The sequence below is a fragment of the Pseudoduganella violacea genome (assembly GCF_014191875.1).
Lineage (GTDB): Bacteria > Pseudomonadota > Gammaproteobacteria > Burkholderiales > Burkholderiaceae_D > Rugamonas > Rugamonas violacea_A.
The window spans coordinates 420211-434789 of record NZ_JACHXD010000002.1 but is presented as its reverse complement, the minus strand read 5'-3'; the positions used below and the strand labels follow the sequence as shown (position 1 = coordinate 434789).

Sequence of the window (14579 nt, the reverse complement as noted above, 5' to 3'; positions counted from 1 at the left end):
TGGATGATGAGTCTATTGTATTACTAACTAGAAAGTTCGGCTCAGGGTCAGGCGCAGCGAACGCGATTCGACCGGGTGGAAGTGCACATCCTCGACCGCCTCGGCTTCGCCGCGCAGGCGGGAAGCATAGTAGTAGTCGATGGCCGAGACGCGGCGGTTGGCCAGGTTGAAGGCTTCCAGCTCCAGGTGGGTATCCTTGTTGAAGCGGTAGCCGATGCGGCCATTTAGCGTGGTGCTGGCTTTCGAGCGCACTGCATTGTTCTCGGCCAGCGGGCGCGGGCCGAAGTAGCGCAGGCGCAGGGCGCCGGACCAGGGGCCGAGATTGTCCACTGTGACGGCCAGCTGGCCCACGCCTTCCACCGCGCCGGGAATGCGGCGGCCGGCCGCATCGTCGTTGCGGTAGCGCGCCTTGGCGAAGGCGATGTCGGCGTCGATGCTGAGCCAGGGCAGGGGTTTGTAGTAGTTGGAGAATTCCACGCCGTAGCGGCGGCTCGGGCGGCCCGCCTCGGTATTGCCGGCGTCGCCGATGAAGACCAGCTCCGAGTCAAAGTCCAGGCGGTATAGCGAAAGGGCGCTTTGCAGGCGCGGCACCCATTCGCTGCGCACGCCGACTTCCAGGCCGCGCGAACGGGCCAGCGGCGTCACCTTGTCCACCGCCTCCTTGCTCTTCGGATCGACCGTGATCGTGGTGCCGCGCGCGTCATTGCTGTGGAAGCCATTGCCGGCGTTGACGTAGAACTCCGTCTGCGCCCAGGGGCCGAAAATCAGGTTCAGGCTGGGGCTGAGCAGGGTGTCGTTGGCCTTGCCCGAATTTTCCGCGTGGTCGCTGCCGACCTTGAAGCGGTAATGGTCGGCGCGCACGCCGGCCACGGTGCGGAAGGTGGGCGTCCAGCGCGTCTGGTTTTCCACATACAGGCCCAGGCTCGATTCGACGATATGGTCTTCGCGCGTCACGTCCAGCGTCTGGCGCGCCTTGGTGTGGTACAGGCCATTATGGATATTGTCATTCTGCGCCTGCAGGCCGATGGTGGTGGTGGACGCCAGGTCGCCGTCGTGCCGGTGCCAGCTATGGCTGGCGTTCACGCCGCTGGTGACGCGGCGGTCGGGCTGGGCGAACTGGTCGCCGTTGACCGGATCGTCCATGAAGTAGGTGAAGTTGGAGAACAGCTGCAGGCGGTTGGCGATCAGATAGGCGCTGACCTTGGACGAACTGTCTTCCGCCGTGCGCCGCCACTGGCCGGACAGGCTGAAACGGCGCGCCGCGCCGCCGTCAGTGTTGTCGATGGCGTCGAAGCGGCCCAATTCGCCGCTGGCGACGGCGCGCTGCGGAATCTGGTCGGTGGCGTTCCAGTTGGCGCGGTAGGCCATGGCCGTGAGATTGAAGCCGTTGTTGGCATAGCCTTCGCTGTAGCGCAGCACGCCGTTGACCTTGCGGTAGTTGTCGCCGCGCGTGAAGGGGCCGTCGTTGTGCAGGGCTTCGATGGCATACAGCAGGGCGCCTTTGCCCAGTTGCGGCGAGTCGGCCAGCAGGGCGCGCGCATAGCCGTTCTGGCCACCGGTGACGCTGGCCACGCCGCGCAGCAGGCGGTTGGCGTAGGTGATCGACGCCGCGCCGGCCGAGGCGAAGTCGCCTTCCGCTGCCGAATACGGGCCTTTCTTGTAATCGAGGCGGGCCGACAGTTCGGGAATCAGGAAATTCAGGTCGGTCCAGCCCTGGCCGTGGCCATGGCTGCGCTGATTCACCGGCATGTCGTCGACCGTGGTGCGCAGGTCGGTGCCGTGGTCCAGGTTGAAGCCGCGCAGGTAGAACTGGTTGGCCTTGCCCTCGCCGCTATGCTGGCTGACGATCAGGCCGGGCGTCGCTTCCAGCAGTTCGCCGGGACGGTAGTTGGTGCGCGCTTCGAGCTGGCGCTGGCTGATGCTGCCCATGCCCGCCGCATCGGCCAGGCCGAGCTGGCTGATGCGCGAGCCGTCGACCAGCACGCGCTGCACGAAGGGATCGTCGGCCAGCGCCGCGAGCGGGGCGCACAGCAGCAGGAAGGTGGCGGAACAGCGAGAGAGTACGGAGGAATGGCGTGTCATGAAAGCGGTCTGCGAACAGGCCGCGCTCAGGGCAGCGTCTGTTCGTTCTTTTGCGAGTTGAAGATGAGGGTCAGGGCGGCGCGGCCGTCGCTGGCGGCGCCGATATTGACGGTATTGGTCTGCGTGGGCAGGAAGTCGCTGAGCACGGCGTTGTGCAGCACGGCGCCGGCGGGCAGGGCGGTCTTTTCGATTTCCTGGAACACGGTCACGGTGTCCGAACGCAGTTGCATGCCCACCCATTGCAGCGGCAGGCGGCGGCCGTTCACGCTCAGGTGGAATTGCTGGTCCAGATAGCGGCGGAAGGCTTGCTGGTCCTCTTCCCGTCCCAGGTCGAACTGGCGCTGATAGAGATTGGTCAGCAGCGCCTCCACATCGTGCGCCGTGTAGGTATGCACCACTTCGGTGCTGCCGGTGCGCGCATTGAGGCTGATGTCGGCGATGCCCATATGGTAGTTATGGGCATGGCCGGCCGCGCCCAGGCAGAGCAGGGCGGCGGCCACGGTCGCGCGCAGAAGACGGGAGACTGGCATGGGCATCAGCGCTTGCCGATCTCCGCGTCCGCCTTGGCATCCTTGCCGTTGGCGGGCTTCTTGTCTTCTTCCGGTTCCTTGGTCTTGAGCGGGGTGGCGAAGTCCTTCATCAGGTTATCGCGGCCCTGTTCCATCTTGTACAGCTCCAGGCGCGAGGGCGTGAGCTTGCGCGGCCAGGCATTATTGCTGTTGTCGATGTCGGCCGTCTCCCAGTAAGGATCGTGGGTCAGGCCCACCAGCGGCTCGTCGGTGACGATCAATTTGGTGATCTTCTTCGGCGAGTAGCGCCACACTTCGGCCGGCACGCGCTCGATGTATTTTTTGCCCGACTTCAGTTCCAGCTCCAGGATCAGGGGCATGACCATGCCGCCCAGATTGCTGAAGTCCACCAGATAGATATGCTTGCCCTGGGCCAGCAGCTCCTTCTCCCATGGCTCCAGCTTCTCGACGTCTTCCTGGTACTTGTTGCGGTCCTTGTTGGTGACCGTGAAGTCGTCATGCTCGTTGTAGAAGTCCTTCAGCTCGGGATGGGCGTCAAGGCGGCGCGCCATGCCTTTGTTGCGCTGGTCGGTGACCGATTCCGGCTCGGCGTCGCGGCGCGCCTTCTTCCAGGCCTTTTCAGTCTCCGGATTCTTGCTGCTCACGCCCACTTCGCTGATGCCGTCGACGCTGATGTCGACCGGGTCGGTGGTGTAGAACCAGCCGCGCCAGAACCAGTCCAGGTCCGTGCCGGAGGCGTCTTCCATGGTGCGGAAGAAGTCGGCCGGGGTGGGATGCTTGAACTTCCAGCGCCGCGCGTATTCGCGGAAGGCATAGTCGAACAGCTCGCGGCCCAGGATGGTTTCGCGCAGGATGTTCAGGCCCGCCGCCGGCTTGGCGTAGGCGTTATTGCCGAACTGGAGCAGCGACTCCGAGTTGGTCATGATCGGCACCTGGTTTTTCGAGCGCATATAGTCGGCAATGGCGCGCGGTTCGCCGCGCGACTGCGGATAGTGCTCTTCCCACGCCTGTTCGGCCAGGTACTGCACGAAGGTGTTGAGGCCCTCGTCCATCCAGGTCCACTGGCGCTCGTCGGAATTGACGATCATCGGGAAGTAGTTGTGGCCCACTTCATGGATGATGACGCCGATCAGGCCGTACTTGCTGCGCTTGGAATAGGTGATCTCGCCGGTCTTCTTGTCCTTGACCGGACGCGGACCATTGAAGGAGATCATCGGATATTCCATGCCGCCCACCGGGCCGTTGACCGAGATCGCGGTCGGATAGGGATAGTCGAAGCTGTACTTGTTGTATTGCTCGATGGTGTGGATGATGGCCGGGGTCGAATACTTCTCCCACAGCGGATTGCCTTCCTTCGGATAGTAGGACATGGCCATCACGTCCGTGCCGTCCTTCTTGTAGCCCTGGGCGTCCCAGATGAATTTGCGGCTCGAAGCCCAGGCGAAATCGCGCACGTTCTTCGCTTTGAAGTGCCAGGTCTTGCTGGCCTTGCTGACCGACTTTTCGGCCGCTTCGGCTTCGGCCTGGGTCACGATCACTACCGGCTTGCCGCTGCTGCGCGCGCGCTGCAGGCGCTCGCGCTGGGCCGCGCTCAGCACCTCGTTCGGATTTTGCAGCTCGCCGGTGGAGGCCACCACGTGGTCGGCCGGCACGGTCAGCTTCACGTCGTAGTCGCCGAATTCCAGCGTGAATTCGCCGGAACCGATGAACTGCTTGTGCTGCCAGCCCGCCACATCGTAGTAGGCCGCCATGCGCGGGAACCACTGGGCGATTTCGAACAGGGCGTTCTTGTCCGCTTCGAAGTACTCGTAGCCGGAGCGGCCGCCCAGCACCTTCTGTTCGTTGATCTTGTATTCCCAGTCCACGCCGAAGCTGAAACGCTCGCCCGGCTTCAGCGGCGTGGGCAGGTCGACGCGCATCATGGTCTGGTTGATGGTGTATTTCAGCGCCTGGCCGCCGGCCGCTTTCACGGCGGCGATCTTGAAGCCGCCGTCGAACTCGCGCCCGGCCAGGATGCCGCGCAAGCCCTCGAACTTCATGCCTTCTTCTTCGTTGCGGGCGCGGGTCCACGCTTCGCGCGACGGCGCGGTCAGCATGCGGCGCGCGTCGGAGTCGGGCTTGTAGATATTCTGGTCCAGCTGCAGCCACAGATAGCGCAGCGTGTCGGGCGAGTTGTTGTGGTAGGTGATCTGGCCGCTGCCGCTGATGGCCCGCTTGGCCTCGTCGAGCGTGGCGCGGATGGTGTAGTCGGCGCGCTGTTGCCAGTAGGCGTGGCCGGGCGCGCCGGAAGCGGTGCGGTAGGGCGTGGCGGTGGGCAGCAGCTCGTCGAGCTGGCGGAATTTGTCGTCGAACGGTTCGGCGGCAAAAGCCGAGAACGCCAGGCTGAACACAGCCAGGCCGAAAGGCAAACGCTTCATTGAATCCCCTGAAATATTTTAGTTTTAGGAAATATTGCAGGGTATTCTAAGCGCAGAAAATGTGTCATGGTTCGACTGATTTGTAACAACCATGAAACAAAAACGAATATAGGAGACCGCTGCAAACTGGCTGTGGCGTCGTTACCGCTCCTTGCCGTGCAGGCGCACTGTCTTCGGCGCGGCGCCTAGCCACAGCCAGTTTGCAGCGGCCTCCATCGCTGTTCAGGCGTTTTTCATCAGGCTGGCCCGCAGGGTATTCAAGGTTTCCTTCATGTCGACAATCTGCGCCACATCGCAGCCGCTGGCGCACAGCACCTGCTCGGGCAGCTTGGCGGCTTCCTCGCGCAAGCGGTCGCCCTGCTCGGTCAGCGAAATGATGACCTGGCGTTCGTCGTTGGGGCAGCGGTTGCGGTGGATCAGCGCCGCCTGTTCCATGCGCTTGAGCAGCGGGGTCAGGGTGGCCGAATCGAGGAAGAGGCGCTCGCCCAGGGCCGACACGGTTTGTTCGTTCTGTTCCCACAACACCATCATGACCAGGTATTGCGAGTAAGTCAGTCCTAACTTGCGCAGCAGCTTGCGGTACAGCTTGTTCATCGCCAGCGAAGTCGAGTACAGCGCAAAGCAGAGCTGGGCGTCCAGGCGCGGTACCTGGTGCAGGGGATTGGAAGAAGGGGTAGCCATGCAGGCAGTATAGATAGTGCGCTATCTACTTGCAAGCTATTTTGGATGCGAACAACAGCAGCTTGCTAATAAAAAAACAACAATTGCAGCCATGCAGGGGTACATAAAATATCGGAACAATTGATGTTTTTATAATTATTGCTTATGGTCAGGGTTCCCCTGCTCAGCAGGTAGCGGGCCGGGGTGGGCGCCATGGGCATCCATGGCATTGACGATTAGCGGTACTAATAGCGACGCAAATACTATGATCAAATCTCATAAGAAGTCGGTATATGGTTCTGGAGTACTCTTGGCTCTGCTGCTTTCAGCAGCCCCCTCTCAAGCGCAGGTGCGTGCCTTGGCGGACGAGGTGCTGGTCCGCCTGCAGGCGGCCGAAAAGAGCCGCGAGCTGAAGGCGGCCCAGCAACTCGATGGCCTGAAAAGCGAACTGGGACTGGATGCCCGCACGGAGTTCAAGCCCATTAAAACCATCACCGATTCCTTCGGACAGAGCCACACCCGCTTCCAGCAGCATTACGCCGGCCTCAAGGTTTGGGGCGGCGAAATCATCACCCACCTGGATGCCGAGGAAAAACAGGCCGCTCCCACCAACGCGCTGGAAAAAAATATTTCGCTCGACCCCACTCCCACGCTGAGCGCGGAGGATGCCCTGGCTCTGGTGGCCGCCCAGATGGGCGTGAAAGGCCCGTATGCTTACCAGCCCAAGCTGGAGCTGCTGATTTACCCCATCGTCGTCAAGACGCCGACCGTCGACAGCAAGAACGGCCAGCTGGACGCCACCCAGGTGCGGCGCGATGTACTGCGCTACGCGCTGGCCTATCACGTGCATGTGGAAGTGCACAACGCGGACGACGGCGCCCAGGCGCGCGACTTCATGATCGATGCGCACGACGGCGCCATCCTGAAGCAGTGGTCCAGCCTGCAGACCGCGCACACCGTGGCCAGCGGCGCGCGCTCCCAATACAACGGCACAGTGTCGCTCAACACCAATAGCGCCAACGGCGGCTACGAGCTGCGCGATATGCTGCGCGGCACGGGCGGCAGCTATGGCAACAATGTGGTGCTGCGCTATGTCTCGGCCACCCCGGCCATCGGCGATATCTTCACCGATGCCACCAACACCTGGGGCGATGGCCAGAACTACCTGCCCGGTTCGCCCACCACGAGCGACACCTACCAGACCGCCGCGGTGGACGTGGCCTATGGCATGGGCGCCACTTGGGATTTCTACAAAAAAATCTTCAACCGCAATGGCATCGACGGCAGCGGCAAGGCCACCTTTGCCGTGGTGCACGATCCGCAGCTGAAGTCGGGCGGCGTGAATGCCAGCTGGAGCGACGCCTGCTTCTGCATGCGCTTCGGCGATGGCGACAGTTCCGGCTACTACAAGAATCTGACCAGCCTGGACCTGGTTGGCCATGAGATGGCGCACGGCTTGACCGGCAGCACGGCCCAACTGGTCTATATGGACGAATCCGGCGGCCTGAACGAAGCCACCTCGGACATCCTCGGCACGGCGCTGGAATTCTATGTGCGCGGCGGCGGCCTGGCCGCCGGTTCGTACGGCATTCCGGCCAGCGGCGGCAACTGGAGCATCGGTGAGGGCGTGATGCAGACGCTGACCCGCTATATGGACAAGCCCAGCCGCGATGGCGTCAGCCACGACGCCTGGAGCCTGACCCTGGGCGAAAGCGATGTGCATTATTCCAGCGGTCCGATGAACCGCGCCTTCTATTTCATGAGCAAGGGCGCCACCACCTCGGGCGACACTTCCAGCCCCCATCTGCCGGGCGGCATGAGCGGCATCGGCATCGACCGCGCGGCGCGCATCTGGTACCGGGCCGTGTCGACCTACCTGACCGCGACCAGCGATTATGTGGCCGCGCGTCAGGCTGCCATCGCCGCCGCCAAGGAGTTGTACGGCGCCGGTTCGGCCGAGGAAATCGCCGTGTGGAATGCCTTCCGCGCCATCAATGTGGGGGCGGCCTGGAATGCCCAAGCTTGCGGCCGCCTGGATGCCGGGCGCGAGCTGGCCGCCGGCGAGAGCGTCAAGTCCTGCAATGGCCAGTACACGCTGATTCAGCAAGGCGACGGCAATCTGGTGCTGTACCGCAGCGGCAATGTGCCGGTCTGGAATGCCCTGACCTATGGCAATCCGGGCGCCTACAGCATCTTCCAGCAAGATGGCAATCTGGTGGTCTACCAGAGCGCCAGCCGTACCCCGCTGTGGAATGCCAACACCTATCACTCGCCAGGCGCCCAGCTGACCGTGCGCGACGACGGCAATATGATCATCACCAGCCCGAACGGCTTGCCGGTCTGGTTCGTGACGGCGCCGGCTGGCGTCGGTCCGGTGCAAGCGGCCTCGGGCGGCAATACCGCCTTCGGCAGCGCCGATGTGGTGCAGGCTGGCGCGGCCGGCGTGCGCGGCGCGGTCGATGTGGCGGCCAGCCAGTACTTCCGCCTCAGCGTGGCGCCGGGCAAGACGGTGACGGCCGACTTTGTGGGCGGCTGGATCCCGAAACGCGGCAGCGACTTTACCGTGACCGTCTTCAACAGCGCGAATGCGCAACTGAGTTCGGCCACCTCGTCCTACCATGCGACCCGTCTGCAGCAAAGCTATACCAATACCACCGGGGCGGCGCAGGACATCGTGCTCCAGGTGTACCGCAATTGGAATAGCATTGCGCCGTTCTATGGCCCGGTGCCGTACACCATCGCCATCAAATAGCAACGGCAGGACAGCGCGCCCGGGAGTTGCTATGCAAAAGCGGCAATCATGACGTTTTTTCCTCTTTGGCTTAGCCTGGGCGCGCTGCTCGGCGCCTGCGCGGCGGCGCCCGCTCCCGCGCTGGCGCCGTTTCTGGCGCTGGAACAGCAGGGCGGCTGCGCGCCGCGCCTGCGCCTGTATTTGATCGACGAGCGCTATGTATATCTTGAGTCCGATAGCCAGGTCTGCTCGGATGCGAATACGCGCAGCCTGTTCGACCGCCGTCCCGAACATTTCCTCTGCGGCAGTGGCGGCCTGGCCGCGGCCACGCATTGCCGCGACGAGCATTTCCGCGCGCTGTTCGAACAAGTGCGCCGCCATGTGGCGCGGCCCGGGCCAGCGCAGTCCGGCCAGGCGCTGGACGGGGGCCACCGCCTGCGTCTGCTGTACGACGGCGAGGGGGCCGGCGGGCCGCCTGGTTTGTAGCTTGCTAGTCCATTTTTTTCTTGTCAGGCGATGGCAATTTGGCTATCGTTCAAGCGTAGCTCCGTTCACAATGCGGCAGGGGGATGACAATGGATTTGACAGTGCACCGCCGCGCGGCTGGTTCGCCGTTGCCGGAACAACGACTGGGTTTGCTGCAGCTTAATCTGGTGGAATTGGACCCAGTGGCTATCGTCGATGGCACCCGCTACGACGATAACTATCTCGCAGACGATGTCTACGCCTGCGGTTCCATGCGCGAAATGTGCCCGATTTGCGAAGAAGGTCACCTGCAGCTGGTGTTACGCCAGCGCAGCGTGCGCGTTGCCCATCTCTTCTGTCTCCACTGCACCCGCTGTTTCGGCGCCTTTTTGCCGGACGGCACGCCCGCCCTGGCCGACTGACCCGGCGTGGCCCGCCTCGGGTATCATGCTGGCAGTACGGCCATCCGGGCCAGGGGAGATGTGTTAGATGAATGTGAAAGCAAAGCCAGTGGTGCTGGTCGCCGACGCGGTGGCCAGCAACCTGATCTGGATGAACAGCCTGCTGCAAGAGCGTTACGAAATCAAGCTGGCCGACAGCGGCGCCCAAGCCCTGCGCATCGCCCAGCAACTGCCCCGTCCCGACCTGATCCTGCTCGCCGCTGACCTGCCGCAGCCGGACGGTTTCGCCGTCTGCCAGCAGCTCAAGCGCGATCCCGACACGGCCGGCATTCCCCTGATGCTGATCGCCACCGGCGCCGGCGCCGAGCAGCGCGGCTTTGCCGAAGGCGCGGCCGACGTGCTGCTGCGCCCGCTGGTGGCCGAAGCGGTGCTGGCGCGCAGCGCGCTGCAAATCGAGCTGGGCCAGGCGCGCGGCCTGCTCAAGCACGAAAGCCACCGTCTGGCGCATCTGGTGGAAGAACGCACCGGCGAGCTGCGCCAGATGGTCGACGCCGTGATCTGGGCGCTGGCCTCGCTGGCCGAAACGCGTAATTACGAAACGGCCAACCACCTGCGCCGCATGCAGTACTATGTGCGCGCCCTGGCCCAGCGCCTGCAGCAGCATGCGCGCTTCGCCCATGAGCTGAGCGACGAGAATATCGCTTATCTGTACAAGGCCGCGCCGCTGCACGATATCGGCAAGGTCAGCATTCCCGATGCCATCCTGCTCAAGCCGGGCCGCCTGACCGAGGCCGAATTCGCCATCATGAAGATGCACACCGTGTATGGCCGCGACGCCATCGTCGGCGTCGAAGAGCGCCTGGGCTTCAGCAATACCTTCCTGCGCTTCGCCAAGGAAGTGACTTACTCGCACCAGGAAAAATTCGACGGCAGCGGCTATCCGCAAGGCTTGGCGGGCGATGCGATCCCGGTCTCGGCGCGCCTGCTGGCGGTGGCCGATGTGTACGACGCCATGATTTCGCGCCGCGTCTACAAGCCGGCCTTCACCCACGAAACGGCGCTGGAGCTGATCCGCCAGTCCAGCGGCCAGCAATTCGACCCGGACGTGGTCGATGCGCTGCTGGCCGTGGAGCAACAATTCCAGGACATCGCGGCGCGCTACGCCGATGCGACAGAGTAAGAAATTTCCCTTGTGAATGGGCCATTGCCCTTGATATAGTCAATTCACGATCAGCTGAGGGGCGCCTGGAATGCGGATACATGGATACCTGGCTTTTCTTGTCGGGGTTTGCGTAACCGTCTGGGTCTGCCTGTTCGTGATGGAGGTGCAGGATCAGCAGATCCGCAACGGCTTCCAGCGCGACACCGAGAAGGTGGCGCGCGACACCACGCTGCGCCTGCAAACCTATTTCGACATGCTGCTCAGCATCAAGGGCGTGTTCGCGGTCAGCCAGGACCTCGACCGCGCCGCCTTCCACCGCTATGTGCGCGAGTTGAATTTGACGGAGCGCTATCCCGGCTTCCAGGCGATCCAGTTTGTGCGGCGCGTGCCGCGCGAGCAGCTCGGCGCCTATGCCGACGCCATCCGCCGTGACGCGGCCTTGCAGGCGGGCGGCTACCCAGAATTTAAAATTCATCCCGCAAGCAAGCAGGATGAGCATTTCATCATCGAGTACAACGAGCCGATGCGTGGCAACGAAAACGCTTTCGGCCTCGACCTGGCGGCGTTGCCGCCGCATTACGAAGCGCTGCGCATGGGGCGCGACAATGGCGGCGTGATCGCCACCGAACGCATCACCCTGGTGCAGGACGCCAGCGGCCAGCCGGGCTTCGTGGCGCGCCTGCCGGTATACAAGCCCGGCGTGGCGCTCGACTCGCTGGCCAGCCGGCGCGCCGCCCTGATCGGCTTTGTCGCCATCGTCTTCCGCGTCAATAATCTGATGCGCGAAGTGATCGACAGCCCGCTGCTGGGCCATCTGTATGTGCGCATCAACGACGGCGGTTATTTGCGCGACGGCGGCACGGCCGCGCCCAGTCTCGACAACCTGCTGTTCGACAGCGCCGGCAAGGCCGGCGAGGCGCGCCTGCCGGCCTTGCCCGGCCTGTCGCGCAACGTCAGCCTGAATGTGGGCCAGCGCCGCTGGCGGCTGCAATTCGAAGGCCACGCCGGCCAGCGCTATGGCCGCAACTGGATGGTGATCGGCGTGACCGGCGCGGCGGGCGTCATCATCAGCGCCCTGATCGCGGCCCTGCTGGTGGCCTGGCAGCGCCGCCGCGCGCTGGCGCGCCAGCTGCGCAATGCGCTCAATGAGCAGCGCGCCTTCCAGGATACGGCGGTGGTGGGCATCGGCTTGTTCAGCAATGGCCTGATCCTGCGCTGCAACCGCGGGCTGGAAGAAATGACCGGCTATCCTGGCGGCGGCCTGGTGGGCATGCGCAGCAGCGTACTGCTGCGCGCCGGCGGCGCCATCGACCCCTTTGCCTGCGGCCCCTGCGGCGAACCGGCCCACCTGGAGCTGGAGCTGCTGCGGCGTGACGGCAGTCCTCTGTGGTGCATGGTGAACGGGCGCCGGCTCGATCCCGAGGAGCCGGCCAAGGGCTGCGTGTGGGTGATCGCCGACATCAGCGACCGCAAGGCGGCCGAGGCGGCGCTGGTGGAGACCAAGCTGGGACTGGAGCGCAGCCTGGCCGAGCTGGCGCGCGAGAAGGCGCGGGTGGACGAAGCGCACAAGGAGCTGTCCTCGGCGCTGGCCGCGCTGAAGCAGGCCCAGTCCACCTTGATCACCTCGGAAAAAATGGCCTCGCTGGGCGCGCTGGTGGCCGGCATCGCGCACGAGCTGAATACGCCGATCGGCAATAGCCTGCTGACGGTGTCGGCGCTGAGCGATATGGTGGCGGACTTCGAGCGCAAGCTGGCCGAAGGCGGCATCAAGCGCTCGACGCTGGACGTCCACCTGGCCGACGCCAAGGCCGCCTGCACCATCATCGCCGGCTCGCTGGGGCGGGCGGCCGATCTGATCACCTCCTTCAAGCAGGTGGCGGTGGACCAGACCTCCGACCAGCGCCGCCGCTTCCATCTGGCCAGCGTGCTGCACGATACGCTGGCCACCTATTCGGCCCAGCTGCGACGCGCCAATTGCGAAGTGAAGGTGGACGTGCCGGAGGCGCTGGACTTCCTGTCCTATCCGGGCAGCTTGAGCCAGGTGCTGAGCAATCTGATTAATAACGCCATCCTGCACGCCTTCGAGGGCCGGGCGCAAGGGCTGATCACGATCGCCGCGCGCGCCGAAGGCGAGGAGGAGGCGGTACTGGAATTCAGCGACGATGGCATTGGCATGAGTGCCAAGACCTTGCGCCAGATTTACGATCCCTTCTTCACGACCAAGATGGGGCAGGGCGGTTCGGGACTCGGCATGAATATCGTTTATAACATTGTCACCGGCGTGCTCAAAGGCCGCATCGATATCCGCTCCGAACCGGAGCAGGGCACCACGGTGGCGCTGACCTTGCCGCGCCGCGTGCCGGCGCGGGAAATGGAACAGGCGGCCTGAGAGGCTCCCTGCGCGGCTTGAATCAGCGGCGGCGTCCGTAGCGGGAACGCAGCAGATTGAGCATCGCCACATTCAATTCCCAGGCATTGCTGACCGGGCGCTGGCTGTAAGGCAGCTGGAAGGTGTAAGGCGCCGGGCCGAATTCCGGCGTCAGCGTCATGCGCTGCGCGCCTTCCGACTTGCGCAGCGCGATGATGCGGTCCCACCAGCCCAGATGCGCTTCCAGTTCGGCCGCCGCTTCCGGCGCGCGGAAATCGGCCACCTGCGGCCCTTGCGCATGGCCGACGCGGGCGTGGATATGGCGCACGCGCGGCAGGGTGGCGGCCAGCGTCTGCGGCTGGTCTTCCAGTAGCGACTCGCAGGCGCAGCACCAGTGCGACAGATCCGCCGTCAGGTGCAGGCCCGGCAGGCGCTGCAAATACGGCAGCAGCAGCATCGGGTGGCCGCTGAAACGGCTGCGGTGGATCTCATGGACGATAGCCACGCCGTGTTCCTGCGAAATGGCGTCGGCCAGAGCGATCAGTTCCTCGTTCTGTTCGGGCGTGTAGTAATCCTTGCCCGTGTGCGAATTGACCAGCAGCGGACGGGCCGCGCAGGCATTGTTCAGCAACTGGGCCAGCGCATGCTTGTGCGCCTCGAACTGAGGATGGAAAACGGTTTCCCACTGGGCCACGATCAGGCCCAGGCCGGCGTCGGCGATCAGCCGCACCCACTGGTCGCGCTCGGCCGCGTCCAGCGGCAGCGACATTTCGATGCCGTCGAAACCGGCCGCCAGCACGCGCTCGATGAACGCCTGCGGCGCCAGCTCATTGCTGCCCCAGTGGGGCGCGAAGATACGGATATCCATGGCGCGCCTTAGATGAAGCCGCGCACGGGGAAGGACGCGTCGCGCTGAATCCAGTTCTGCGGCGAGTAGACGGTGTTGGCGTCGGTCACGTGCAGGGTGTAGGCGTGGCGCGAGACGGGCGAGCGGTTCGGCGCGCTGTAATGCGGCAGCAGGCCGTGGAAACATACCAGGCTGCCGGCCTTGCATTCGAGCGGCACGGCTGTCGAATCGTCCGGCCATGGCGTGCTGTCGAGTTTTTCCACGCTGATCTTGTCGCCGTGGCGCAGGAAGCGCTCGCGCAGCGGGCCGCGGTGGCCGCCCGGTTCGGCCCACAGGCAGCCGTTGTCCAGGGTCGCGTCTTCCAGCGCGAACCAGAAGGTGGTGACGCTGATCGGCGTGGTGTCGAAATAGGTGGCGTCCTGGTGCCAGCGCACCTCGCCGCCGATGCCGGGCTGCTTGAAGATATACATGGATTGCCAGACCTGGGGCTGGGCCAGGCCGACGTCGGCCGCCAGCCGCACCAGGCGCGGATCGGCGGTGAAGGCGCGGAAGACCGGGTCGAGATCGTGCATGGCGTGGCCGATCTTGTTGATCGACAGTTCCTTGGCCTGTTTCAGCGCGCCGTCCGGGCCGAAAGCCTCTTCCTCGAAGAAGCAGCGGATGGTGTTGTCGGAGGCCAGGAAATAGTCATCGGCCTTCTTTTCCTGCTCCTTGGTGGTGAAGATGCCTTGGGCCACGGCTGGATCGAAATCGTTGACAATCTGGCCAGCGCGGGCGCGCAGGGCGGCGATTTCTTCAGACGATTTGAAATCGGGGATGACGATGAAACCGTCGCGCAGATATTGCGCTTTCTGCACCTCGTTCAGCATGGCTCGTGGCTCCTGGATTGATTCAATACCCGCATTGTACGGAGGGG

The 14579-nt window shown here is 64.1% G+C and carries 11 protein-coding genes; 5 read left to right on the top strand and 6 right to left on the bottom strand.

All coding sequences use genetic code 11. From position 1 onward, the window contains the following. Positions 1 to 27: 27 nt before the first annotated feature. From FHS03_RS05005 to FHS03_RS04990, 4 genes are all read right to left on the bottom strand, one after another. A complete protein-coding gene (locus tag FHS03_RS05005) occupies positions 28 to 2082 on the bottom strand; it encodes a TonB-dependent receptor (RefSeq protein ID WP_183439898.1) in 2055 nt (684 codons plus the stop codon). A gap of 26 nt (positions 2083 to 2108) precedes the next feature. Next, the gene (locus FHS03_RS05000; protein ID WP_229426061.1) at positions 2109 to 2618 is read right to left on the bottom strand and encodes a DUF6702 family protein; all 510 of its coding nucleotides are present in this window, start codon (positions 2616 to 2618) and stop codon (positions 2109 to 2111) included. Then, positions 2618 to 5029 (bottom strand): M1 family metallopeptidase, encoded by a 2412-nt coding sequence (locus FHS03_RS04995; RefSeq protein WP_183439897.1) that lies wholly within the window; start codon positions 5027 to 5029, stop codon positions 2618 to 2620. The genes FHS03_RS05000 and FHS03_RS04995 overlap by 1 nt, the downstream gene beginning before the upstream one ends. A 222-nt stretch (positions 5030 to 5251) precedes the next feature. Then, positions 5252 to 5710: a MarR family winged helix-turn-helix transcriptional regulator gene (locus FHS03_RS04990; RefSeq protein WP_183439896.1), complete on the bottom strand. Its 459-nt coding sequence runs from the start codon at positions 5708 to 5710 to the stop codon at positions 5252 to 5254. A gap of 289 nt (positions 5711 to 5999) precedes the next feature. On the opposite strand from FHS03_RS04990, the gene FHS03_RS04985 reads away from it, so the two are divergent. The 5 genes from FHS03_RS04985 to FHS03_RS04965 all read left to right on the top strand — a co-directional run bounded on the left by FHS03_RS04985 (position 6000) and on the right by FHS03_RS04965 (position 12837). Next, complete coding sequence (locus tag FHS03_RS04985) at positions 6000 to 8441, top strand: M4 family metallopeptidase (RefSeq protein ID WP_183439895.1); 2442 nt, start codon at positions 6000 to 6002, stop codon at positions 8439 to 8441. Between the two features lie 48 nt (positions 8442 to 8489). Then, complete coding sequence (locus FHS03_RS04980) at positions 8490 to 8906, top strand: hypothetical protein (protein WP_183439894.1); 417 nt, start codon at positions 8490 to 8492, stop codon at positions 8904 to 8906. Between the two features lie 89 nt (positions 8907 to 8995). Then, a complete protein-coding gene (locus tag FHS03_RS04975) occupies positions 8996 to 9307 on the top strand; it encodes a hypothetical protein (RefSeq protein ID WP_183439893.1) in 312 nt (103 codons plus the stop codon). Positions 9308 to 9374: 67 nt separating this feature from the next. Further along, entirely contained in the window at positions 9375 to 10466 is a 1092-nt protein-coding gene (locus tag FHS03_RS04970; protein WP_183439892.1) for an HD domain-containing phosphohydrolase, read from the top strand. A gap of 70 nt (positions 10467 to 10536) precedes the next feature. Next, a complete protein-coding gene (locus tag FHS03_RS04965; protein ID WP_183439891.1) occupies positions 10537 to 12837 on the top strand; it encodes a CHASE domain-containing protein in 2301 nt (766 codons plus the stop codon). Positions 12838 to 12859: 22 nt separating this feature from the next. Here FHS03_RS04965 and FHS03_RS04960 read toward each other — a convergent pair whose 3' ends face one another. Further along, on the bottom strand, positions 12860 to 13684 hold the full coding sequence (locus FHS03_RS04960; RefSeq protein WP_183439890.1) for a sugar phosphate isomerase/epimerase family protein: 825 nt from the start codon (positions 13682 to 13684) through the stop codon (positions 12860 to 12862). Positions 13685 to 13692: 8 nt separating this feature from the next. Then, complete coding sequence (locus tag FHS03_RS04955; RefSeq protein WP_183439889.1) at positions 13693 to 14532, bottom strand: phytanoyl-CoA dioxygenase family protein; 840 nt, start codon at positions 14530 to 14532, stop codon at positions 13693 to 13695. Positions 14533 to 14579 lie beyond the last annotated feature (47 nt).

Coding starts and splice junctions, on each gene's coding strand:
- FHS03_RS05005 (WP_183439898.1), bottom strand. CDS start 2,082: ATGACACGCCATTCCTCCGTACTCTCTCGCTGTTCCGCCACCTTCCTG.
- FHS03_RS05000 (WP_229426061.1), bottom strand. CDS start 2,618: ATGCCCATGCCAGTCTCCCGTCTTCTGCGCGCGACCGTGGCCGCCGCC.
- FHS03_RS04995 (WP_183439897.1), bottom strand. CDS start 5,029: ATGAAGCGTTTGCCTTTCGGCCTGGCTGTGTTCAGCCTGGCGTTCTCG.
- FHS03_RS04990 (WP_183439896.1), bottom strand. CDS start 5,710: ATGGCTACCCCTTCTTCCAATCCCCTGCACCAGGTACCGCGCCTGGAC.
- FHS03_RS04980 (WP_183439894.1), top strand. CDS start 8,490: ATGACGTTTTTTCCTCTTTGGCTTAGCCTGGGCGCGCTGCTCGGCGCC.
- FHS03_RS04975 (WP_183439893.1), top strand. CDS start 8,996: ATGGATTTGACAGTGCACCGCCGCGCGGCTGGTTCGCCGTTGCCGGAA.
- FHS03_RS04970 (WP_183439892.1), top strand. CDS start 9,375: ATGAATGTGAAAGCAAAGCCAGTGGTGCTGGTCGCCGACGCGGTGGCC.
- FHS03_RS04965 (WP_183439891.1), top strand. CDS start 10,537: ATGCGGATACATGGATACCTGGCTTTTCTTGTCGGGGTTTGCGTAACC.
- FHS03_RS04960 (WP_183439890.1), bottom strand. CDS start 13,684: ATGGATATCCGTATCTTCGCGCCCCACTGGGGCAGCAATGAGCTGGCG.
- FHS03_RS04955 (WP_183439889.1), bottom strand. CDS start 14,532: ATGCTGAACGAGGTGCAGAAAGCGCAATATCTGCGCGACGGTTTCATC.